Annotated in this window: 18 protein-coding genes; 8 read left to right on the top strand and 10 right to left on the bottom strand. The window is 55.3% G+C overall.

Annotated features, from left to right (window positions below; genetic code table 11):
* Positions 1–77: 77 nt before the first annotated feature.
* The 8 genes from MJ923_RS16735 to hemC all read right to left on the bottom strand — a co-directional run bounded on the left by MJ923_RS16735 (position 78) and on the right by hemC (position 14,626).
* Complete coding sequence (locus MJ923_RS16735) at positions 78–1,460, bottom strand: HlyD family type I secretion periplasmic adaptor subunit (RefSeq protein ID WP_126168437.1); 1,383 nt, start codon at positions 1,458–1,460, stop codon at positions 78–80.
* Entirely contained in the window at positions 1,457–3,628 is a 2,172-nt protein-coding gene (locus MJ923_RS16730; RefSeq protein ID WP_126168436.1) for a type I secretion system permease/ATPase, read from the bottom strand. The genes MJ923_RS16735 and MJ923_RS16730 overlap by 4 nt, the downstream gene beginning before the upstream one ends.
* A gap of 94 nt (positions 3,629–3,722) precedes the next feature.
* Positions 3,723–7,484 (bottom strand): choice-of-anchor K domain-containing protein, encoded by a 3,762-nt coding sequence (locus MJ923_RS16725; RefSeq protein WP_240592056.1) that lies wholly within the window; start codon positions 7,482–7,484, stop codon positions 3,723–3,725.
* A 104-nt stretch (positions 7,485–7,588) separates the two neighbouring features.
* Entirely contained in the window at positions 7,589–10,189 is a 2,601-nt protein-coding gene (locus tag MJ923_RS16720) for a retention module-containing protein (RefSeq protein WP_276313145.1), read from the bottom strand.
* A 347-nt stretch (positions 10,190–10,536) separates the two neighbouring features.
* The gene (locus MJ923_RS16715; RefSeq protein WP_240592054.1) at positions 10,537–11,703 is read right to left on the bottom strand and encodes a heme biosynthesis HemY N-terminal domain-containing protein; all 1,167 of its coding nucleotides are present in this window, start codon (positions 11,701–11,703) and stop codon (positions 10,537–10,539) included.
* Positions 11,700–12,914 carry a uroporphyrinogen-III C-methyltransferase gene (locus tag MJ923_RS16710; protein WP_240592053.1) on the bottom strand — a complete coding sequence of 405 codons (1,215 nt, stop codon included), beginning with the start codon at positions 12,912–12,914 and terminating at the stop codon, positions 11,700–11,702. The genes MJ923_RS16715 and MJ923_RS16710 overlap by 4 nt, the downstream gene beginning before the upstream one ends.
* A 57-nt stretch (positions 12,915–12,971) precedes the next feature.
* Complete coding sequence (locus MJ923_RS16705; RefSeq protein ID WP_240592052.1) at positions 12,972–13,691, bottom strand: uroporphyrinogen-III synthase; 720 nt, start codon at positions 13,689–13,691, stop codon at positions 12,972–12,974.
* 2 nt (positions 13,692–13,693) lie between these two features.
* Complete coding sequence (gene hemC, locus MJ923_RS16700; RefSeq protein ID WP_240592051.1) at positions 13,694–14,626, bottom strand: hydroxymethylbilane synthase; 933 nt, start codon at positions 14,624–14,626, stop codon at positions 13,694–13,696.
* Between the two features lie 204 nt (positions 14,627–14,830).
* On the opposite strand from hemC, the gene MJ923_RS16695 reads away from it, so the two are divergent.
* Positions 14,831–17,257, top strand: coding sequence for a class I adenylate cyclase (locus tag MJ923_RS16695; RefSeq protein WP_240592050.1), 2,427 nt, complete (start codon positions 14,831–14,833; stop codon positions 17,255–17,257).
* A 72-nt stretch (positions 17,258–17,329) separates the two neighbouring features.
* Here MJ923_RS16695 and cyaY read toward each other — a convergent pair whose 3' ends face one another.
* Positions 17,330–17,662: an iron donor protein CyaY gene (cyaY, locus tag MJ923_RS16690; RefSeq protein ID WP_126168430.1), complete on the bottom strand. Its 333-nt coding sequence runs from the start codon at positions 17,660–17,662 to the stop codon at positions 17,330–17,332.
* A 2-nt stretch (positions 17,663–17,664) separates the two neighbouring features.
* Here cyaY and lptM point away from each other — a divergent pair, with 2 nt between their 5' ends.
* The 7 genes from lptM (at position 17,665) to MJ923_RS16655 (ending at position 22,964) form a co-directional block, all read left to right on the top strand.
* Positions 17,665–17,892 carry an LPS translocon maturation chaperone LptM gene (lptM, locus tag MJ923_RS16685; RefSeq protein WP_126168429.1) on the top strand — a complete coding sequence of 76 codons (228 nt, stop codon included), beginning with the start codon at positions 17,665–17,667 and terminating at the stop codon, positions 17,890–17,892.
* Between the two features lie 11 nt (positions 17,893–17,903).
* Positions 17,904–19,148, top strand: coding sequence for a diaminopimelate decarboxylase (gene lysA, locus MJ923_RS16680; RefSeq protein ID WP_240592049.1), 1,245 nt, complete (start codon positions 17,904–17,906; stop codon positions 19,146–19,148).
* Between the two features lie 62 nt (positions 19,149–19,210).
* Positions 19,211–20,038 carry a diaminopimelate epimerase gene (gene dapF, locus MJ923_RS16675; protein ID WP_240592048.1) on the top strand — a complete coding sequence of 276 codons (828 nt, stop codon included), beginning with the start codon at positions 19,211–19,213 and terminating at the stop codon, positions 20,036–20,038.
* On the top strand, positions 20,035–20,670 hold the full coding sequence (locus MJ923_RS16670) for a DUF484 family protein (RefSeq protein ID WP_126168426.1): 636 nt from the start codon (positions 20,035–20,037) through the stop codon (positions 20,668–20,670). The genes dapF and MJ923_RS16670 overlap by 4 nt, the downstream gene beginning before the upstream one ends.
* Before the next feature lie 2 nt (positions 20,671–20,672).
* Positions 20,673–21,563, top strand: coding sequence for a tyrosine recombinase XerC (gene xerC, locus MJ923_RS16665; protein ID WP_240592047.1), 891 nt, complete (start codon positions 20,673–20,675; stop codon positions 21,561–21,563).
* A complete protein-coding gene (locus MJ923_RS16660) occupies positions 21,563–22,279 on the top strand; it encodes an HAD-IA family hydrolase (protein WP_240592046.1) in 717 nt (238 codons plus the stop codon). Before xerC ends, MJ923_RS16660 begins: the two co-directional genes overlap by 1 nt.
* Before the next feature lie 91 nt (positions 22,280–22,370).
* Positions 22,371–22,964, top strand: a complete 594-nt coding sequence (locus MJ923_RS16655; protein WP_240592045.1) for a HupE/UreJ family protein — start codon at positions 22,371–22,373, stop codon at positions 22,962–22,964.
* Between the two features lie 3 nt (positions 22,965–22,967).
* Here MJ923_RS16655 and MJ923_RS16650 read toward each other — a convergent pair whose 3' ends face one another.
* Positions 22,968–23,459: an AlbA family DNA-binding domain-containing protein gene (locus MJ923_RS16650; protein ID WP_240592044.1), complete on the bottom strand. Its 492-nt coding sequence runs from the start codon at positions 23,457–23,459 to the stop codon at positions 22,968–22,970.
* Positions 23,460–23,490: the final 31 nt, after the last annotated feature.

Below are 23,490 nucleotides of genomic sequence, written 5' to 3'. Positions count from 1 at the left end.
AGCTGCCAGTACGCCAAGGCGTAGCTGATGCAAGCGTGTTTTTAACATGGTTAAACCCTCCCGGTTTAGTCAGAGCCTTATCTTTCCCTTAGTGCGGTATCTTTGGCTCTTAGAATTGGATTTAGTAAGTACTCAAGAATGGATCTTTGCCCGGTAATCACATCAACGGATGTGAGCATGCCCGGGATAATTGGCATCTCCGTGCCATCGTCTTTAACTAAGCTGGACTCTTCGGTCCTGACGCGTATCAGATAAAAACTGTTGCCTTCTTCATCCAGGGTCGTGTCGGCACTAATGTGCTCTACCGTGCCTTTAAGGCCGCCGTAACGGGTAAAGTCGTAGGCAGTCACCTTAACAACAGCGGGCAGACCGATATGCAGGAAGGCGATGTCTTTGGGGGTAATTTTGGCTTCGATTAACAGCTGATCTTCAGACGGAACAATTTCCATAATATCGACCCCAGGCTGCACCACACCGCCGAGGGTATTGATATGTAGGGTTTTTATTGTGCCGTTTACCGGTGAATTAATCACCGCTTTGCTGACCTTATCCTGGGCCCCCACCTGGGCCTCGCTCATACGGGCGAGTCGGGTCTGCATTTCGTTGAGCTGGGCGCGGGTATCGGCGGCGAACACGAATACCGCTTCGCGTCGCTTAAGGATAGCCTCGTCCAGCGAAGCTTTGATTTTAGGTCGCATTGAGCGCAAGGCCTTGAGTTCGCCTTGTAAATCGTTAACGGTACGCTCGAGTTTGAGCAGTTCCACTTCAGGCACAATGCCTTTTTGCGCCAGTGGCCGGGTGAGTTCCAGTTCGCGGCTGATCAGCTGGAAACTGGTGGTCATGGTGGCAATCTTGGTGGTGAGCTCTTCGCTTTCCTGCTGGCGCTGCTGAATTTGGCGCGCAAGAATTTCGAGCTGGTTTTCCAGATTATCCAGACGACCGTTGTACTCGGCTTGCTGGTGAGCCACCAGATCCGGCTTTTGGGCGCGCAGATCGTTGGGGAACACCAGCTGCTCTTTGGCGATACGCACCTGCTCGCGCCAGTCAGAGGCCATGTCGGACACGGTAATGCTGTTCAGCTCGGCCCTCATGCGAGCAACGTTTGCCTGCAGGCTGTAAACCTCTTCTTCCTGCTGGGCAAAGTCGGAGCGAAAACGGGTGTCATCGATGCGCGCCAGTGGCTGCCCTTTGGTCACCAGGTTGCCTTCTCGCACGAAGAGTTCCTGCAACACGCCGCCATCGAGGCTTTGAATCACCTGCACCTGGGACGATGGGATAACCTTGCCTGAGCCTACAGTGACCTGATCGAGCTTGGCGAAAAATGCCCATATAAGGAATGAAACAATCAGCGCTGACAGCGCCCAAATGGTCAGACGATGGCTGGTCGGGGCGTCGGTCATCATGGCGCCGTAGACGTCATCGACCATTTCCAAATCACGGGTTGTCAGATGCTTACTCATGCTTTGGCACCTCCCGCAAGCAGGCCAAGGCTGAGTTTTTCCAGCACTTCATTTTTGGGACCATCGGCCAGCACGTGGCCGCGGTCGAGCACTATCACCCGGTCAACCAGCTTCAGCAGGTGCATTTTGTGGGTGATGATAAGCAGAGTTCTGTCTTTGCTCACATGCTCCATGGCGCGGATAAACTGTTTCTCGGCGCGGGCATCGAGGCTTGCGGTGGGCTCATCCATCAGCAAAATTGGCGGGTCGTTCAGGGTCGCCCTGGCCAGCGCGACAGTTTGCCGCTGACCACGTGACAGCGCCTGGCCACCTTCACCAACCTGCTGATCCAAACCTTCGGACTCGAGGTTGGTAAACAGGCTCACACCGGAAATCTGTACGGCGCGGATCAACTGGTGTTCAGACACCTGGCGGGTTCCAAAGAGAATATTGTCGCGAATCGAACCGTGGAACAGCACTACGTCCTGGGGCAGGTAGCCGAAGTTGCGTCTCAGATCGCTGGGGTGAATTTGTGCGCTGTCGATGCCGTCGTATCTCAGGCTGCCCTTGGTGGGCTTGTACAGACCACATAACAGTTTGGCGAGGGTACTTTTACCCGAACCATTGCGGCCGATGATGGCGACTTTCTCGCCCGGCTGGATGTTCAGTGAGGTGGGGTGCAGTACGGGCTTCTCGGAGCCCGGATAACAGAAGCTCACATGGTCGGCTTCGATTTTTCCCAGCAGACGGGTTTTGCTGACCAGGTGACCCTTGTTTTCAAACTCGTCTTCCTGGGTCATGATTTGATCCAGTTGGCGCAGGGCGCTTGCCGTGTGGTTGGCCCGGGTTAACAGCCCGGCTAACTGCGCCATGGGTGACATGGCACGGCTCGACAGCATTACTGCTGCAATAATCCCACCCATGGAAATGGCATTGTCGGCCACCCGGTATACCCCGAGGATTACCACGAATACCACTGTGAGCTGCACCATAAAGCTGGCGACGTTACTTACTGAGTTAGATAGCTTTTTCGCTTTAAGCTGCCAGTTGGCCGTATGGCCAATCATCTGCTGCCAGCTTTTTTGCACCAGCCCTTCGGCACCATAGGCCTTAATCGACTCGAGCGCCGCCAGACTTTCAATCAGATGTCCGTGTTTCAGGCTGGCAAACTTATTACTTTCGTCGATAGCCGCCTTGAGTCTGGGTTGTATATACAAGGTGTAACCGATAATCACCGCGCCACCCAATAACGGCAGTAGCGCAAGGTCACCGGATACGATGTAAATGATGATCAGGAAAAACAGCGCGAAAGGTAAATCCACCAAGGTAGTAATGGTCGCTGAAGTGAGAATGTCGCGAATACTGTCGAATTCACCGAGTTGCTTAGCCATACCGCCAACGCTGGGAGAGCGCTTTGACAGCGGAATGCCGACCGCCTTGGCGAACAGCTGGGAGGAAACAATGATATCTACTTTTTTACCAGCAACATCAATAAGGTAACTGCGTAGTTGCCGCATCACCAAATCGAAAATATAGGCAATACCGGCACCGATGGCGAGTACCCACAGGGACTCGAATGCGAGGTTGGGCACCACCTTATCGTAGACGTTCATAATGAACAAAGGTGATACCAGCGCAAACAGGTTAACCAGTACCGAGGCTATCAGCGCATCACGGTAAATGGGTGCCGCGTCTCTTAAGGTCTTGAGTAGCCAGTGCGTTTTATTGTCGTGATGATGCACATCAAAACGCATATCGCCGCGATATTGCTGTTTGACCAGAAACAGATAACCCACATACAGGGTTTCGAGTTGCTCGATGGCCAGCGTTTCTTCGCCACCGGTTTCGGGAAGCTGAATAACCGCTTTATCTTCAGTAAGTTCTCGCAGCAAGCAGGCTTTTTTGTCTTTCAACAGCAGGATGCAGGGCATCATGATCGGCGACACCTGATCGAGCCCTTTGCGGGTAAGGCGGGCATTGAGCCCGGCACGGGAGGCGGCCTGTGGAACCAAATCCGGCGTCAGCACAGCTTCGGAAAGGGGCAAACCTGCCGCCAGAGATTCACTGGAGCAGGGGGAGCCAAAATATTCGGTGAGGAGCACCAGACTATCCAATAAAGGATCGACGGTAACCCGCGTGGAAGCAGCGATAGTCCATTGCTCTTCGCTTCCGGTAGCAGATGAAGACACCTTTTAAATTTACCTTATTATTTTTATAACCTTAGGGCCAGTATAGCCATGCCGGACCATATTGCTATAGTCCGGCATGTAACTGGTTCAAACATTAGGGATGGAGGGGTTTATCGTCATCCAATGGCAGGCTGTTGCCCACAGGCTGAACATTCCCTGTATCTCCCTGAGTATCGACAATCAGCGGACCTGCGCCATTGCCCAGCAGGTTGGTGATGATGCCAGTTTCATCTGAAGCATCCAAACCATACTCCTGAGCCAGGTCCACGCCGTCGAGCACGATACGCTGATCATTGTTTCCATCTTTGTCAGCATCGATTTCGATGGTGGTTGAGCCGCCGGCAATGCTGAAGCTGAGGAAGTCTTCCAGGTTTCCACTCTCTTCACCTTGCAGCAGATCGCTCAGATCCAGCTTATCTTCATTGACGTTAAAGTCGATGATGTGGTCGGTACCGGTTTCGCCAGCCTTCCATACGAAGGTGTCTGCGCCGCCATCGCCACGCATAACATCATCGCCAAGGCCGCCAATCAGGGTGTCGTTCCCGTCACCGCCACGAAGTGCATCGTTATGGCTGCCACCATCAATGTAGTCATCTCCGGTGTGCCCATAGAGTATGTCAGAGCCAGATTGCCCGAAGATTTTATCGTTGCCGCTACCACCGTTGACAACATCCGCTCTGGCAGAAGACACATCATTGGAAAGCAGCATGCCATCAGTATCAACAATACTGTCTGAGCCAGTTAATGTTCCGGTCATTATATGATGAGTCGACAGAGTATTAACCGATAGTTCGAGTTGGTCATCTGTTCCAAAGCCAGCGGCACCGGTTTTACCTGCATAGATAACATCATTACCCTTAGCGGTTTCGATATGGTCGTTGCCATCACCACCACTCACAACCTGGATATTTTTAGTGCTGTGACTCTGGTTATTTGCACCTGAAGCACTAACCATATTTCCATCGCGTTCTGAGATAATGCCACTTAATCCTCCACCGAATGTGGCATTCAGTACTTTCTGTCCGGCGCGATTTGCACTTTCGCCATTAACAACAATGATGGTGTCATTCAGGTTAGAGCCTTGGGTTGAAATCAAGTCAGCATCCGCAATATTGATACCATCGGCATTCACTGGATTGACATCAATTGTCAAGGTAGCGCTGGTTTTATCACCATCGCCGTCTTGGGTGGTGTAAGTAAAGGTTTCGACCGCACCAGATGGAGGGATACTGTTGGCACTCGCTGTTAACTGGTAGGTATAGGTACCATCAGCGTTCAGGATTAAGTTGCCGTATGTCCCGGCGATGATGGCGCCTACTTGGCCAATAACGCCAGTGTCGGTTTGATCTCCCTCTGCCACGCCTATAATGGTTGGCTCGCCATCTGCGCCCACTATATCGTTGGTTAGCACGTTGCCCTCGGTGTGTGGCAGGGTATAACCATCTCCTGGAACCATGCGCACCACCAATTCATAGCTGCTGGCAGCATTTTCGGCGGTGTGAATTTCAGTAACCACGTTTCCTGTGACTTTATCTTTAAAGCCAATAACCTGCAGGGTGTACAACGCACCTTCATAGTTAAAGGTCACACTTGTTTGTCCAACGGTTACTATGTCCTTAGATGCTTCAGAATCGTCGCTGTTGGGGGTCTCATTGTGGGAGAAATTGAGATCCAACGAAACCGGCGTGGTTTTGCCATACGCATCGGTCAGCGTAAATGCCACATTCATCTTGGCACTGGTGATTGAAGTGCCGGAGTAAGTTGGCCAGTTATAGTGGGTAAAGGTACCGAGCACTATGTCTTCGTTCAGTGCTAGCTGGCCAGACAGACCTGCATCATTATCGATAAAGCCATAACCTGATTTGTAACTGCCTACAGGTGAGCCCCAGCGCAGCTGATCCAAGCCACTGTCGTTATCCAGACCACCACCATTAGTCGCATCTGTTCCATCGAACTTCTCGATGTTGGAGCCACCACCGGTTGTCGTCCAATTCGCAACAATACCGGAAACCAAGAAGCTGTCGACGACGACATCAACACTATTGGTATCATCAACAGCAAGGTTGTTGTCGTCCGCAACGGTGACTGTGACGTTAGAAGTTGCAGTGAGACCTGTTCCTGACACCCCGATAACCTCAATGCCTGAGATAGTCAGGTTATCGGTATTGACGGAGTGAGGCAGGGTAGTAAGCAGCTCTGCTTGAACCGTGACATTTCCTTCCTCGCCGGCATTGATACGATCCCAATCCAGTGTCAGACGGATAGCTTCGCGGCCCATTGTAGTACCGACAAGTTGACCTGCTTCGTTTAGCGCCCAAGACACGTTAGCATTAATGCCGCTGACCTGGATGTTGTTAAAGCTGCCAAACTGGAACACACCAATAGCATCGCTGCCTGCTTTGAAGGTTAGATCATGTGAATCAGAGTCCAAACCATTGTCAAGCAGGTCAGCCTCTTGCAGCCTGGCGGTAGCACTGGTGGTCAGTGCTGTTGGTGCCAATGGGGTGCCACCGGGCGCTGCCAGATTAACGTTAAAGTTGCCAGAGGTGGTGTCACCGTCACTGTCCTCTACAGTGACATCGAAGTTCAGTGTGGCATCTTGAGTCGTACTGACAATGATATCCGCTGAAGTGCCGGTAAACTGGAAGCGGAACCCGTTGCCATCTCCGGTTGTGGTCAGCTCGATATAGCTGATTGGACCGAGGTTTGAGATCTCTTGGCCAGTGGCAATATCACCTTCGCCCAGCAAGGTACCATCTTCGGCATACGCTTTATAGTGGACCAGTGCTGCGCCCGTAAAGCTGGCTGAAGCACTTGCAACATCCTGTGCGAAATCAATGACAAAAACTTCACCTGAATCCACAAAAGCATTATTGGCACCGAAACCGCCGGTGTTGCCATTCACTGTACCTGGAGTCCCGTTTGTATAGTGTGAGCTGAGGGTAAATGCCAGTTCATAATCAGCCCCCAACTGGGACAGATCATTATCAATATCAAAGCTGCCATTAGAGGCGTCGTAACCAACATATACCGCTGGGCTATTGCCGCCCTCACCACCATCTAGCCCTGCCACGGCGATATTGGCCAGCGTATCGATGGTTTGAAGCAAATTCATCGTGTAGCTGTCGCTATCTGGATCGGCTGTCAGCGTGAATACCAGATTTTGATTAGTATTGGCTGCGTCATAAGCACTCGGGATGGCACTGCTGTCAGTATAAGCGTAAAGAACGTCAGGATTTAATGGATCAACATAGTAGAACAATATCTTGCCGTTTGAGGTAATACCTGAATCAGCAAAGGTTATATTCGTGCCATTCCAGCCATTAACGTTGGCAGACAAATCGGCGCTATAGCCCTGATCTACACCGCTTGTATCCAGTAATCCTGTACCCACGTAATTGCCAATGACGTTATCACCGTTCAGGTCTCCAGTGACAAGTACAACTTCATCATCTTCCACTGTGATGCTAACAGTACCGCTGGCACTGTGGTTTTGCGTATCTATCGCATTAACTATGATGCCGCTGATACTGATGGAATCAATGTCAACAGGATTGCTGCCATGTTGAAGGTTATCCAGTAGGGTCGCAGTCACGCTGACATTACCGGTTTGGCCTGCACTAATAGCCCCACCAGTGAGCGACAGTATGATCATTGGCACTCCACCGATGCTACCAACCAGGTTACCGGTGTTGTTGTCGACATTCCAGGTAGTGCTTCCGTCCAGTCCTGTCACACTAATGCCTGCAGTAGAACCAAAGACAAAGCTGGTGATATCTGCCGAGCCACTGGCAGTGAAAGCCAGTGACTGGCTATCAGTATCCTGGTTGCTACCAGCAGTATCTGCATCTTGCAATGCCAGAGTAGCCGTTGCGCCACCGAGAATGTCATTGTCGGTGATGTTTGAGGTGCCGGTGACAGTACCGTTGCTGCCGGCGCCGCTGAGGGTGTAGTTCTCAGTCAGGTGTTGGCCTGGCCTTCAACCACGGTGTCACCGGTGATGCTGGCCACCTTGGGTGCGCTGTCATTGTCGGTGATGTTTGAGGTGCCGGTGACAGTACCGTTGCTGCCGGCGCCGCTGAGGGTGTAGTTCTCAGTCGCTTCAAAGATGGTGTCGTCAGTGGTGCTGACCTGCACGCTGAAGCTGCTGCCGCCTGCCGGTACCGTCACGTTGAAGGTACCGTCGGGGTTCACATTCACGGTCTGGCTGGTGCCGTTGATGACCACGGTGACCTGGGCGCCGCTGAAGTCAACACCCTTGGTGGCGGAGCCACTGGCGAGGGTCAGGGTCAGGGTCGTGTCACTGCTGGCGGTGTTGGTCAGGGTCACCGCAAAGGTGTTGGCCTGGCCTTCAACCACGGTGTCACCGGTGATGCTGGCCACCTTGGGTGCGCTGTCATTGTCGGTGATGGTGCTGTCACCGCTGGCACCGCCGCCGTTGGCGGTGGCAGTGAGGGTGTAGTCTTCGTTGCCTTCAAAGATGGTGTCGTCAACCGTGGCCACCTGCACCAGGAAACTGGAGGCACCAGCGGGGATGGTGACGCTGTTGCCCACCACGGGCACGTAGTTGGCGCCGCCATCAAAGCTGACCATGTAGGTGGTGCCGGTATCGGTACCGACAATGGCAGTGCCGTCGCTGAGCGCCAGGGTGACCGTGGTCTCGGTGGCGCTGGGGTTGCTCAGGGTGACGGTGAAGGTGTTGCTCTGACCTTCGGTGACCTCATTACCGGTGACGCTGTTGACGGTAGGAGGCTCTTGCGCGTCTAGGATCGTGGTATCTACCGTTGCGTTAGACAAATCCAGCAGTTCGAAAACATCGGACCCTGCAGGAGTCTGAATGGTGCTCACCGAAACGCTGAAATCCTCATTTCCCTCGTAAACACCATCATCGATAGCGTTAATAGTAAAGCTGGCGGTGGTGCCATCGGCGCCAATCACGGCCTGGGTGGTTTCGACGATGTCGTCGCCACTGGCGGTGGTGTAGCTGTATGTCAGGGTGACGATGCTGCCCGCAGGCGCAGGCTCGCTCAGGGTCACTGTGTAGGTGCCGGTGACTTCGCCTTCGGTCACGCTGCCGGGGCCGGTCAGGGTGACGGTGACTGTGTCTTCTTCCCCTGGAATTTCAGGGTCAGTCGGGGATGTCGCATCCTTGATGGTGGTTTCCACGCTGGCGCCGGACAGGTCCAACTGCTCGAACACGTTGCTGCCGCCGCTGGTGATACCACTGACGGACACGGTAAAGGCTTCATCGCCTTCGGCGTAGACGTCATCCAGGGTGGTGATGGTAAAGCTGGCGGTGGTGCCATCGGCGCCAATCACGGCCTGGGTGGTTTCGACGATGTCGTCGCCACTGGCGGTGGTGTAGCTGTATGTCAGGGTGACGATGCTGCCCGCAGGCGCAGGCTCGCTCAGGGTCACCGTGTAGGTGCCGGTGACTTCGCCTTCGGTCACAGTGTCTGGACCGCTTAAGGTCACGGTGACTGTGTCTTCTGGGCCTGGTACGGCTTCATCGACGATATTGGTGGTCGCACTGTTATTACCGCCAATGTTGACATTGCCACCGGTCACACTGCTGATGGTGATGGTGAAGTCTTCAGAACCTTCTGCCAGGGCATCATCGATAGTGTCGATGTTAACGATAACGCTGGTTTGGCCGGCAGGGATCACAACGCTGACCACACCGGTAAAATCGGTGCCGTCGATGGCGGTGCCGGAATAGGTGAAGTTAACGGTTACGTCCTGGGTGGCAGGCTGATCCAGTGTCACGGTGAAGCTGGCGGTGTCGCCTTCGCTGACGTCGGTTTGGTTGGCGCTGATGCCCACTTCGGGATATACAACATCGCCGTTATCCGTGGCTGAACCTGTGTTGCCTGCAGTATCAGTCACACTGGCATCGGCGGTGTAGCCGCCTTCAGACAGGGGATCGACAACATCAACCGAATAGGTGCCGTCGCTGTTGACCGTGGTGGTCAGAGTCTGGGTGCCACCATTGCTGTCGGTGACCACTATGGTCACAGTGCTGCCGGGTTCGGCATCCGTGGTGCCAGTAATGGTTGGGGTATCGTCGGTGGTGTTATCGGGCGCAACAACAGTGATAACTGGTGGGGTTATGTCTAACGCACCGGGAAGTTGGGTTTCCTGAACGGTGGTGTCAGCAGTTGGGGCATCACCGGTAGTGTCAAATCCGCTTGAAGCCAGAGTCTCGCTACCGGTACGGTCGAGAGACACATAGCCTGAGCCACCTTCATTACCGGTAACACCACCGGCAGCGGTTTCAGGCAGATCGGCAGTCGGGTCATCGCCAGCGGCGATTTGAGCCTGCAACGCTTCGATTTCATTCAGCGCATTGGGATCGATTTCCTCTTCACCAACGGGTGGCTGGGCGGCAGTGGATTTGGCATCCGCTTCGTCCAGGGTTGTACCATCGTCCAGCTCCAGTTCAAATCTGGTGTTGTCTGCCACCAGCAGCACGGCGCCTTCGGGAATGGCATCACCGGCAGAAACCAGTTTCTCTGTTCCGCCTGCATCCATGCTAATTTGCCCATCCACAAACTTGAGCATTCCATTTTTTGGTGTGATAAACGAACCCATAACAAGCTCCCAACAGCCTATATTCGATACGATTTTTGCCTGAAAGTAGACAAAAAGATCCCAACTTAAGAAGTACATTGTACGCTTAAATGTGATGCTGGTCAATTTTTTGACGGTGATCTTACTTATTAAAAAATATAGTTTTTTGAGCTAGTTTTTGACGTTTTTATACTAGATTTGACATACCGTATATGGGCATTTTTGTGATACAAAAACACAACATATGGTACGTTGTCTTAAAAAAGAAAAAGCGCCCTTACAGACATATCTATAAGAACGCTTTGTTTTGGTTAACGAAATGTTGTTCTGTATTGGGATTAGGCCTTGGCAGCGCGGCGATAGTGTGTCAGGGCAAGGTTGGTATCACCCAGTTGCTCATCCAGCTCGGCAAGGGCAAGCCAGTTTTCGCTGCTGGGGTTCAGCTCACAGGCCTTTTGTAAATGGGCTCTGGCACCCTTAAAGTCCCGTCCCTGGCGGCATAGCTGGGCCATACACTCCTGATATTCGTGGATGTCCTCATACTTTTGCCCGAATCTTTCGAGCTGCAGTCGCGGCGCTTCATCACGACCATTAAGGATTTGTCCCAAGGCGGCCAGCACATCGGCGTCTGCCTGCGATTCCATATCCTTGAGCAGTAGCTTGATGGCTTCATCCCGCTTGCTTTGCCGCGCCAGACCCAGGGCATAGGCGGCACGATTGGCACTGAGCTGTTTTTCGGTGCGAGACAGCCACTGCCATTCTTTATCCAGCGCGTCCCAGCTATCGTTGCCGGCTTGCTCAAGCAGATTTACGGTTACTTTTTGCTGCAGCTGCATCAATTTGTCTTCACTGAGCAGGCTGTGTTTGCGAATGGCAGGCAGTAATTCCCTGAGTGCACGCCAGTCCCCGGTCGCCTGGTAAACCTCAATGGCGAGCCTTATCACCGGCGGCTTACTCTTGCTGGTTGGATTGAGTTTGGCCAGTTCAGTCTCTGCGCGCTCAATCTGTCCCTGTTGCAGTAAATAGCGGGTATGGCTGGTTGCCACGGCCAGTTCTGCCAGCGGCTCTTTGGCGGCGCGCTCAAGATAGCTGTCGCGCTCGGCATATTTACCCTGGCGCTGGGCGGCGCGGGCCGCAGCCAGCAGATTGAGTGCCGGCAGCTCGCCTTTGTCGGCCCCTTTGGCCATAAAGCGTTCTGCATCGCTCCAGTTTTCTTCTGCCAGTGCCAGCGCGCCGGAAAGCGTGTGCTTCTTGGCGGCATTGCGGCGCCAGCGCTCCGGCAGATAACGGCTGCCAAGCAGCAGATTCAGCAGTTTTACCACCAGCCATTCGATGGCGATAATGACACCATAGGCGATAACCAGCATCACAACGGCAAACACCAGACTGGTTTCAATCTCGTAGTCGAATGCCGACAGATATAGATAACCGGTATTGCCCATCAGGTAGGGGCTCAGGCATAAACCAATAAGGATAATGCCGAGGTAAATCAGGGTCCTGATCATAGGTTTATCCCCTCAGCTGATGGCGGCAGCGCCTCCGGGTTGGCGTCCGGCTCGCTGTCGGGCTCACTGTCAGGTGCGGTCAGCTGCGTGTCCTGTGGGGCGCTTTCCTGCGCTTGGGCGGCAGGCTTCACGCCATCTTGCACCAGGCTGCGGAGCATATCCGATGACTGAAACTTGCTGATCGGAATCGCGTCTATTCGCAGGTTGGCCAGTTTATCCAGACTTTCAACCACTTGGGCGCCGGAACCTTGATCCTGGCTGAAATAGAGCTTCACCCAGCCCTCGGCGGTGACCACGGCTTCGCGGAAGCTGCGTTCGTCATGGCGGTACAGTGCCAGCTGGGCCTGCAGCAGCTTGGAGCGGATATTCTGCTTCAGATACCACTCCTGCTCCGGTGCCAGCAGTGGCGTGATATCTTTGCTGCGATGACGCACTGTAACGAAGTCGCGGATCAGCGCCTGCCAGCTCTTGGCGAGGTTGGTTTGCCAGTCGTCAATCGACTCACTCAGGGTGTCTATGTCTTCGGGCGTGTATTCATGCTTATTCTGCCCTGGAGTCAGTTGCTCAAGCCGCTTCATGACTTCATCCAGCGCGTACACGTTGCCAGCGATATCCGTGCTGCGCACCGATGCCACCTGATCCATATCGGCCGCCAGTGCCTTGCGCAGTTTGAACAGCGCCGGGTCCTGCATGGCAGCAATGCGCTCGTCGGCGGCCTTGAGCAGGCTCAGCGCCGTGCCAGGGTCCAGTTCGAGCCACAACTTGCGACCTGCCATGCGTACCAGATAGTCGGCTTCGGCAATCAGCCAATCGTCCGGGGTCTTTTGCGACAGATTCGCCAGTCGCTTCTCCAGCGCAATCTGATCTGCCGTCAGCCTGCCAAGCTCCTGTTCAAGCGCGACCACCTGACGCTGGCGCTGCTCGAGCTGACCCAGACGCTCCATAGGCGCCTTCAATGCCTGAGCGGTGGATTCTTCCAGCGACTTGGTGTGATGGAACTGCTCAACAAGCTGTTGATACAGATAGTAGCCACCGGCGAGGGCGGCGGCGCCCATGCCCAGTGACAGCAGCACTGCCAGACGCAGCGCCCATGAGCTGCCTTGCCGGGGTGGCTTTTCAGGCTTTTGGGGGGCGGAAAGGGTGTCGGGAGTGTCCTTGGCTGGCAGAGTTTGTGGCTCTGGGCGCCCGGCTTCTTGCTGTTGGTTTTCCATGAAACAATCCTTGATGCCAGAAAGCGTTCAATTCAGGGAAACCAAAGCAGCAAAAGTTCACATGCCCAGTGCGTCCAGCACGGCGGCTTGATTTGCTGCTCCGGCGTTGGTGACTCTGACAAGTCCCAGCTCCCTTGCCCGGTCTTCAACCCGGGCGCTGGGCACTATGATATGACAGCCGCTAAGCCAAGCAAAACTGTCTTTGGGTACGAGATTTATCAGGTTTTCCAAGACTTCGCCACTGGTGACCACTATGGTGTCCACTCCGAAGTCCTGCCAATGCTGGCTAAGTGCGCTGCCATCGAGGCTTGGGCAGGCGCGCTGATACACCTCAAGATAGCTGACTTCGGCGCCCCGCTCACGCAGTCCTTCGGCCATGGCTTCGCGGCCGCCGCGGCCGCGGACTATCACAATGCGTTTGCCGCTGACATTGGCCAGGGAGGGCAGGGTAAGCAAGCCTTCGGTGGCCTGGCTGTCGGCTGGCGCGCGTTCGGCGTGAATGCCGTAATCGAGCAGCGCCTCGGCAGTGGCATCGCCCACGGCATAGTAGTGGGCATCTGGCCAAGTGCCGTTGAGGGCTTTGGCGCCATAGCTCACGGCGCTGGTGCTGATAAAAATCATCATCTCAACGCCGGCAAGCGCGGCGAGCTGCTCATTCGTTACCCCCAATGGCTGCACCGCCAATAATGGCTGCACAGTAAAGGGAATACCCCGGGCGCTGAGGGCAGCCGTCATGGCGCCATTCTTACCCTCGGGACGGGTGAGCAGCAGTTTCATGATCAGTCTCGGGCGTACACGGCATCCAGAATGGTTTTGGCGCCGCGGCTCAGCAGGTCCTCGGCAAGCTGTTGACCCAGTTCAATGGCGGCCTCTTTATTGCCGCTGACTGTGCCGGTGATGACTTCGCTGCCATCCGGATTACCCACCAAACCGCGCAGGGTGAGGGTGTCGCCATCGATTTCGGCAAAGGCACCGATAGGCACCTGGCAGCCACCTTCCAGACGGGTGTTCATGGCACGTTCGGCCAGTACCCGCTGACGGGTTTCTTTATGCTCAAGCGGCGCCAGCAGGGCTTTTACCCGTGCATCATCGGTACGGCATTCAATGCCCACAGCGCCCTGGCCATTGGCAGGCAGTGACTCTTCGGCGCTGATAAAGCTGGCAATGCGCTCGGCCAGCTCCAGACGGATAAGACCGGCGGCGGCCAGAATGATGGCGTCATATTCGCCTGAGTCCAGTTTGGCCAGGCGTGTGCCCACGTTACCGCGCAGATCTTTAATCTGCAGATCCGGGCGACGGGCACGCAGCTGGCACTGACGACGCAGGCTTGAGGTGCCCACAACGGCGCCCTGTGGCAGCTCATCGATGCTCTTATAAGTATTTGATACAAAAGCATCACGCGGATCTTCACGCTCGCAAATTACTTCAAGACCCAGGCCGTCAGGGAATTCAACCGGCACGTCTTTCATCGAATGCACTGCAATATCGGCACGACCTTCCAGCATGGCGACTTCCAGCTCTTTTACGAACAGGCCCTTACCACCCACCTTGGCCAGCGGGGTGTCCAGGATAACGTCACCCTTGGTGCTCATGGGCAACAGCTCCACCACCAGGCCGGGATGAATGCGCTCAAGTTCTGCTTTTACAAACTCAGCCTGCCACATGGCGAGGGGGCTTTTGCGGGTCGCGATACGAATAAGGTTTTGAGACATGCCGATTTTCCATCTTATGGTCTGCGTTAATTGCGCCAATGCTAACATTGCGCGGGCGGCGATGTAAGGAACGCCGGTCGCATCTTTTTGCAGCCATCCGGTGATTAGACGATAAAAGTGTGATCCTGCTCCCAAAAGTTTGCGTTGGTCATCAGGGGTGTTAGCATGGGGTCATTCTTTCCAAAGGATTGGCGACACCCGCAGATGATCTCACAGAGCCGGTGGTCTACAACGGCACTAAGCCTGTCTGAGCGACTTAATAAAGTCCGCATGGCACGGGCGCTGGCACTGCTTTCTCCGCTGAAACGCCATCTGCTGCACGCCATTCCGCTGCTGCTGCATTTTCACGGCCCCCGTCTGCCCGGCTACAACGGCCACGCCACTCCCTGCGGACTGGCTGGGTTTGAACCCGAAACTCCCCATCTTGAAGCGGCCAAAGTGCTGTCTTTGGGCTTGCCAAGCCTGCGTGGCGATTGGCCCCATGCCATCGAGGGTGTCTATGCCATGGGCAGCACCGGCAGCTTTGGCCAGAACCCTCTGAGCGATGTGGACGTATGGGTTATCCACGAACAAAGCCTGGTGGAAGAAGACATTGCTGCGCTGGCAGCCAAACTCAAGGCCCTGACCGAGTGGTTTGCCGGGTTTGATTTTGAGGTGAATTTCTATCTGGTGCACCCGCGCCAGTTTCGTGGCGACAGAACATCGGAAGACAAAAAGCTTACCCTGGGTGTGGAGCACAGCGGCAGCGCCCAACATTGGTTGCTGTTGGAAGAGTTCTACCGCACCCAAATCCGCCTCGGCGGCAAGCCGCTTTACTGGTGGCCCGATGCCAGAGTCAGCAGCGATGGGCTGTGGCTCGGTGACGTCCACAAGCTGCCGGCGAGTGAATATTTCAGTGCCTCGCTGTGGCAGCTGTACAAAGGTTTGGTGAAACCCCATAAGGCACTGCTGAAGGTGTTGTTGCTGGAAGCCTATGCCTGGCGTTATCCGGATACCGAGCAGCTCAGCCAGCGGGTGTGGCAACACACCCTGGAAGGGGATTTCTCGGCGTCCAATGACCCTTATTTCCTGCTCTACGAAACCATCGAAGAGTATCTGACTTCCATCAATGACCACCGGCGGCTGGAGATTGTCAGACGCTGCTTTTATCTCAAATGCGCCGTGCGCCTAAGTCAGCCGGAACAGCCCAAAGACTGGCGCTATCTCAAGATGCAGCTATTGGTCAGCGCCTGGGAGTGGCCTGAGACCCTCATCGAAACCCTCGACAGCTGTGAGCACTGGCACAGTGGCCAGTTGCAATGGTTTAACGCCCAGCTGAACGAGCTGATGCTGGCAAGCTATCAGACGCTGCTGCATTTTGCTTCGCGCCACGGCATCAGCGAGGGATTGAGGGTGGAAGATCTCGGTATGCTCACCCGCAAGCTGCATACCTATTTCAGCGAAGATAATCATCTGATCCCCAAACTGAATTTACTGTGGAGCCAGAGGGTTGAAGAGCCGAGGATGACGGTGATCACCAGTCAGTCTGATGGCACCCACTACTTGTATAGACAAGCGCCCGATGCCTCGGCTCTCAAAGGTGAGGCGGCGGTGTTTGTGGCTGACAACCTGGCGGCGCTGCTGCTGTGGTCAGCACTTAATGGTGTTGCCGGTGACTCGACCCAATGGTTTTGGTATGGCGATCGTAAGGCAGGTAAACGCCTCGAAGACGCGAGTCGGCGCTTATCCAGCGCCATTGCTGATGTGGACCCCAAGGTGTCGAAGCAGGATTTGTGTCAGCCATGGCATTACCGCAAGCTGGTGCTGATGGTTAACCTTGAGCAGGACCCTACGCCGGGCTGGCCCGGACAGGAAGTACTTATCGACATGATGAATGCCAACCTGTTTTCCCTCGGCAGGCAAAGGCGCAACATGCTTGGCTCGCTGGATGTGCTCTGTTTCAACTCCTGGGGCGAATGGCATTGCCATCACTTCGATGGCGAGCAGGCACTGTTGAAGGCGATGACCTTTATTGCCCCCGGCATTCGCCGGGCAGGCACCAAGGTAGATTTACGCACCATAGGTTGCAGCGAGCGGGTGCGGCCGCAGCTGGAACTGGCAGTAAATACCTTGCTTAAACAAGTCGCTACCTTGAGCTGTCAGGCGAAGGTATCCTCTACTCTGATGCAGCCGCTACGCATAGGTCACAAGAGTTATGGGCTGTTTTTCAATACCCTGGGAGTGGCGTTTGAAGATCTGGACGATGCGGCGTCACTTTACCGTCAGCTGAGCCACGGCAATCTGGTGGCGCTGCCCAGACCAGAGCTTGGCGACGACCCCTTTGCCAGCGTGCCCGAGCTTATCCAGGACTATGCCACCCGGGACGTGATCCAGTACTTCCTGCGCCAGCGTGATGAAGGCATAGATGTGTTTATTCTCAACTCCGAGAACCAGTTAAGTCACTATGTGCAGCATGGCACCACGGTGGAAGCGCTGGTGAATAAGGTGAGTCAGCAGTCGGCGTTTGAGGGGCTGTATGAGGTGCGTGGCCGTTTTAATTTGCCACAGTTTTTCCAGCTGGTTCGCCAGCAGGGGGAATTACGGGCGCAGCCGGTAGGGATGGCGCGGGAAGATTTGGGCGCGGAGTTTTAACGCGGCTTACTGTTGAAAACGGTGGCTTGAGGAAGGCGGCTTGAAGAGCAGCGCACCTTCCCCATCCAAGCCTTACCAGCACAGGTCCAGATTGGCCTGACGCTTAATGGACTCTTTCAAAAACGGCATAAATTCGGCACCGCCGTTACGCTCATCAATCCATTTTCCTTCTTTAAATCCAAAGTGATAACCGCCAAAACGGGTGGCCAGCCATACTTCGTGCAGCGGCTCTTGCTTGTTGATTACGATTTTGGAGCCATCTTCAAACGTCAGCTGCAACACCCCGCCCGAACTGTCGATATCCACATCGGCATCGTCGTTGTCGATGGCATTTTCAACCGCGGTTTCTATGATGTTGAACATTTCATCGGCCAAATGGTGAAACTCTGTGTCTGTCATCGCCATGTATGTTGATCCTTTTCAATCTTGGGCTTGAGTGCGATTATAAGGCCAAACCCGCGCCATATGCATTGAAGTTGAGAAAAATGAGACTGTATTTATCCCTGTTGCTTGCTAGTCTGCTCCTGTTGGGCTGTGGCCAGAAAGGCCCACTCTACAAGGCGCCACCCGCTCCTGATAATCAGCAGCAACCCGCCGTCGCAGACAAGCCAACCAAAGATGACCGCAACCAATAAGGAAGTACACCTTGGATCATTTCCTCTATCGTGACGAGCGGCTGTTCGCCGAAGACTGCGATGTGGCAAGCCTTGCCGCTGAACATGGCACGCCCCTGTATGTTTATTCCCGCGCGACTCTCGAGCGTCACTGGCACGCCTTCGATGGCGCTGTCGCCACGCATCCACACCTGATTTGCTATGCGGTCAAAGCCAACTCCAACCTGGCGGTACTCAATGTGCTGGCCCGCCTTGGTAGTGGTTTTGATATCGTCTCTGGCGGCGAACTGAGCCGCGTTATTGAGGCGGGCGGCGATCCGGCCAAGGTGGTGTTTTCCGGTGTGGGTAAAACCGTGGCCGAAATGGAGCTGGCGCTTAATACCGGCATTATGTGCTTTAACCTGGAGTCCGGCGCCGAGCTTGAGCTGCTCAATGACGTAGCGGGCCGTCTTGGCAAGGTGGCGCCTGTGTCGCTGCGGGTCAATCCCGATGTGGATGCCGGCACTCACCCTTATATCTCCACTGGCCTCAAAGAAAACAAGTTTGGTATTCCCATGGAGGAAGCCGAGGCGCTGTTTGCCCGCGCGGCCGCACTGCCGAATCTGCAAGTAAAAGGTGTGGATTGCCACATTGGCTCGCAGCTCACTGAGCTTAAGCCCTTCCTCGATGCCATGGACCGCATGCTGGCACTGATTGACCGTCTGGCAGAGCAGGGCATTGTGATTGAGCACTTCGATGTGGGCGGTGGCCTTGGCGTGACCTATAACGGCGAAACTCCGCCGCATCCGGATGTGTATGCCGCCGCTATCCTCGAGAAGCTTAACGGCCGTCCGCTGAAGCTGATATTCGAGCCTGGCCGTGCCATTGCCGCCAACGCCGGTATCTTCGTTACTCAGGTGCTTTACACCAAGGACAATGGCGACAAGCGCTTTGTGATTGTCGATGGCGCCATGAATGACCTTATCCGCCCGTCGCTTTACGGCGCCTGGCAGAACATTATTCCTGCGGTTAAAACTGACCGCGCCACCACCCTTTGCGATGTGGTTGGCCCCGTGTGTGAAACCGGTGACTTCCTCGGTAAGGACCGTGATTTGGCGGCGGACAGCGGCGATTTTCTGGTGGTGCGCAGTGCCGGTGCCTACGGTTTTACCATGGCGTCGAACTATAACACCCGCCCCCGCGCCGCCGAGCTGATGGTCGATGGTGACAAGGCGTTTGTGGTACGCGAGCGGGAAAAACTCAGTCAGCTCTGGCAAGGAGAGCAACTCCTGCCGTAAACTGGGGAAAGTACCCGATTTTTGGGCGCCGGAGCACTGGCCCGGCGCTAAGGAAGCATAGCTTGATCCACTTCACCAAGATGCATGGTCTGGGCAACGACTTTATGGTTGTCGATGGTGTGACCCAGAACGTGTTCTTCTCGCCGGAACAAATTCGTCGTCTGGCCGACCGCAATTTCGGTATCGGTTTTGACCAGCTGTTGTTGGTTGAGCCGCCCTACGATCCGGATCTGGACTTTCACTACCGTATCTTCAATGCCGACGGCAGCGAGGTAGAGCAGTGCGGCAACGGTGCCCGCTGTTTTGCCCGTTTTGTTCGTAATAAAGGCTTGACTCAAAAGCATAAAATCAAAGTCAGCACCAGTGCTGGCAAGATGACACTGCGGCTGGAGCGCGATGGCGGCGTAACGGTCAACATGGGCGTGCCCATTCTCGACCCGGCGCAAATTCCTTTTAAAGCCAAGAAGTTTGAAAAAACCTATTTGCTGCAGGCGGCCCAGCAAACCTTTTTGTGTGGTGCCGTGTCCATGGGCAACCCCCACGTGGTGCTGGAAGTCGACAATATCACTGAGGCGCCGGTTGCTGACGTGGGTGCCCAGTTGACCCGCCACGAACGTTTCCCCAAGGGAGTAAACGTCGGCTTTATGCAGGTGGTGAGTTCTGAGCATATCAAGCTGCGTGTTTACGAGCGCGGCGCGGCCGAAACTCTGGCCTGTGGCAGCGGCGCCTGTGCAGCCGCCGTGGTAGGCCAGCTTCAGGGCAAGCTTGGCAAGCGGGTGCGGGTAGATTTGCCCGGCGGCAGCCTCACCATTAACTGGGAAGGTGAGGGCAAGCCCCTGTGGATGACAGGCCCGGCGCAGCAGGTTTACGACGGACAAATTCAGTTATGACAGACCCAAAGCATAAGACAGACGCCCCCTTCGATGAGCAGATAATCCGCGAGTATCTGCTGGATAATCCTGACTTTTTCAGTCGTTATCCCGAGTTGCTGCTGGCCATGCGTATGTCACACAACGAGCGCGGCACTGTGTCACTGGTGGAGCGCCGCCAGGAGATGCTGCGAGGCCGGGTCACTCAGCTTGAAGAAGAAATTACAGCGCTGATGACAGAGGCGCGCCGTAACGAAAAAATCTTCCGCTTCAACAACGATTTGCAATTCCGACTGCTGGAGTGTGAAGACCTCGGCGATGTGCGTCAGTGTCTGTCGCAGTCGCTGATGGGTGAATTTGGCTTTACCCATGTGCGTCTTATCACGGTACACGATGTCGACAGCGAATTGTCGGCCATCTGGAGCAATCGTCTTGCCCGCGGTCACTATTTTGGTCGCCTCACTGCCAGCGAATCGCGGCGACTGTTTGGCGCTGAAGTGGGCTCTGTGGCCCTGACCCGCCTGTCAGAGCATTGTGGTCAGGTGGTGTTTGCCATCGCCAGTCAGGATGCGGCTCACTTTCACCCCGAGATGGACAACCTGCTGCTGGATCAACTCAGACGGCTGTTGGACCATCTGCTGCCAAGGCTGTAACCATGGCCGGCCAAGATAGCTGGCTGGAGCTGTTTACCCGTTATCTGGCCACCGAGCGGCAGTTGTCACCCAACACGGTGCGCAACTACCGCTTCGAGCTGGAGCGTGCCACCGAGCTGATGGGCGGCAAACCCTGGCATGAGGTGACCCGTCAGGAGCTCAGCGCCGTGATGGCCAAACTCCATCGTCAGGGCTTGGGCCCCCGTTCGCTGGCACTGACCGCCTCTGCGCTGAAACAGTTCGGTAAATTTCTGCTTAAAGAAGGGCTTATCAGCAGCGACCCGGCGGCAACCCTCACCGCCCCCAAGCAGCAAAAGACCCTGCCAAAGAATCTGGATGTGGATTCGATTACTCACCTGCTGGACATTCCCCCTGAAGATTGGATAGCCATGCGCGACCGCGCCATCATGGAGCTGTTTTACTCCTGCGGCCTGCGTTTGGCGGAACTGGCAGGGCTGGATGTGCGTGACCTGAATCTTGAGGCGCGGGAAGTGCGGGTGTTGGGTAAGGGCAGCAAAGAACGCATTCTGCCGGTGGGCAGTGTGGCTATTGGGGCGCTGCAAGACTGGCTTGGCCATCGCAACCAACTGCACTGCGCCGACGATGCGCTGTTTGTGTCGACACGGGGCAGTAGGCTTTCCCACCGCAGCATTCAGTCGCGAATGGAAAAATGGGCACAAATTCAGGGCTTAAGTGTTGGGGTCCATCCGCACAAGCTCAGGCACTCCTTCGCGACTCACATGTTGGAATCCAGTGGCGATTTGCGGGCAGTGCAGGAGCTGCTTGGCCACGCCAACCTTGCCACTACCCAAATCTACACCAGCCTCGATTTTCAGCATCTGGCCAAGGTGTACGACGGCGCCCATCCCAGGGCACGCAAAAAGGGGGATTGATGCAGATTTTCCGCCGTCTGCGGCCCATTGCGGCCATCAGTTTTGATTTGGACGATACCCTCTACGACAACCGGCCCATCATAGTTGCTGCCGAGCAGACCTACCTGGATTGTTTGCAGCGGGAGTTTCCGCATACCCGCCAGTGGGGCAAGCATGAGTGGCGTCATCATAAGCTGGGGCTAATGGCAAAGCACCCGGCGCTGTCCCACGACCCCACAGCACTGCGACTGGAAACCCTAAAGAGCGGCCTTATCCATTTTGGCCTGAGTCAGGCGGATGCCGAGGCAGGCGCTGCGCGGGTGATGGCGGAGTTTGTCCGCGCCCGCAGCAATTTCAGGGTGCCCGATTCTACCCTTGAACTGCTTGGTAAACTGCAACGCCGTTACCCTCTGATAGGCCTGACCAACGGCAATGTCGATCCGGAGCGCATTGGCCTGAAGGGGATGCTGGAGTTTGTGCTCTCGGCTGGGGAAGGTAAACGGATGAAACCCCACCCGGATCTGTTCGCCATCGGCTGCGACAGGCTGGGGATCTCACCTTCAGCTCTGCTGCATGTGGGCGACAGCCACAGTGCCGATGTTCAGGGCGCGCTGCGCTCGGGTTGTCAGGCGGTGCTGCTCAATCCGGGCTTTGGTCAGACAGAGGCAGCGGCGCTGTCATCGCCACTGCCGCACCTGCAAATCTCCCGGCTGCAAGCCCTCGAATTGTTGCTGTAATCGACAAGTTTTACCGCCGGCTGAATTTATCATTTCATTAACAATCTGAACCTGTTAGCCTGTATTTACCTCGTCGGAAAGGGGATTAGAGGTGTCAGGGTTCAAGGCGCGCGTCAGGCAAGCTGGTTGGGCAAGCATTTTGCTGTGTTTGCCCTGGTCGGCCTTTGCCCACAACATTTATGGCAACGATGGCTTTTTAGCCGGGCTTGCCCATCCATTTTTTGGTCTCGATCATCTGCTGACAATCTTCGCCGTGGGTCTGCTTGGCATGCAACTCGGTGGCCGGGCGCGTTTCTCAGTACCTTTGGCCTTTATTGGATTTTTGCTGTTTGGCGCCGTGGTGGGGCTGCTTAAGGTGCCCATGCCGCTGGTCGAGGATGGTATTGCGCTGTCGGTGGTGCTGTTCGGTATTGCTTTGTTGCTCGGACGGGATTTACCGCTGTCGTTCGCCCAGGCCTTTGTGGGGATCTTCGCCCTGTTCCATGGTCATGCCCACGGCACAGAAATTCCCGAACTGGCCAACCCCGTGTGGTACAGCATGGGCTTTGTGCTCGGCAGTGTGGTTATCATGCTGATTGGCGCGGCCGTGGCCTGGTATCTCAGTCTTATCGAAACCGACAAGCCGCTGATGAAAGGGTTGGGGGTGATTATCGCTTCGCTTGGGGTGATGCTCTGGTGGTGGTAGCACTCAGTCTTGTGGCCCGCACAGGCGACGCTGTTTACGCAGCAGTTGGCTCACCTGGCGCCGACTGGCACGCATATCCGATGAATCCACTCTGAAATAACTGCCGCCGTAGGGGTCCTTGCCCAGATACACCGGCTTCTGCCAGGCTTTGGCTTCGGGTACGTGCAGCCTGATCAGTTTTTTACCCGCAAGTTCAATTATTTGTACATCGGTTGGCGACAACACATTGCAGGACACCCTGTCCCTGTCTGCCAATATGTGCCAGATTTCTTCCAGCATCGGCAGTGGGTTGGCAATGCCTTCGATACTGAACTGGCCGGCCGATTCACGCACACCCAGAATAATCTCGCCGCCAAGGGTATTGGCAAAGGCGCTGTAACTCTCCCACATGTCTTCCGGCAGCTGGCCCTGACCATCCCGGCCCGCCGCCAGCTTAAACTCTACCTGCACCGACTCATGCAGATGCTGAATATCATCGAGGGCAAATTGGGTCATGGGCTGTCCTTGTACTGCAGTTTCCCCTGAT

Origin of the sequence: Shewanella zhuhaiensis (assembly GCF_022484835.1) — a bacterium.
In the GTDB taxonomy this organism is placed as follows: domain Bacteria; phylum Pseudomonadota; class Gammaproteobacteria; order Enterobacterales; family Shewanellaceae; genus Shewanella; species Shewanella khirikhana.
The sequence above is the reverse complement of the archived record's forward strand: the minus strand, read 5'-3'. Positions and strand labels throughout refer to the sequence as shown.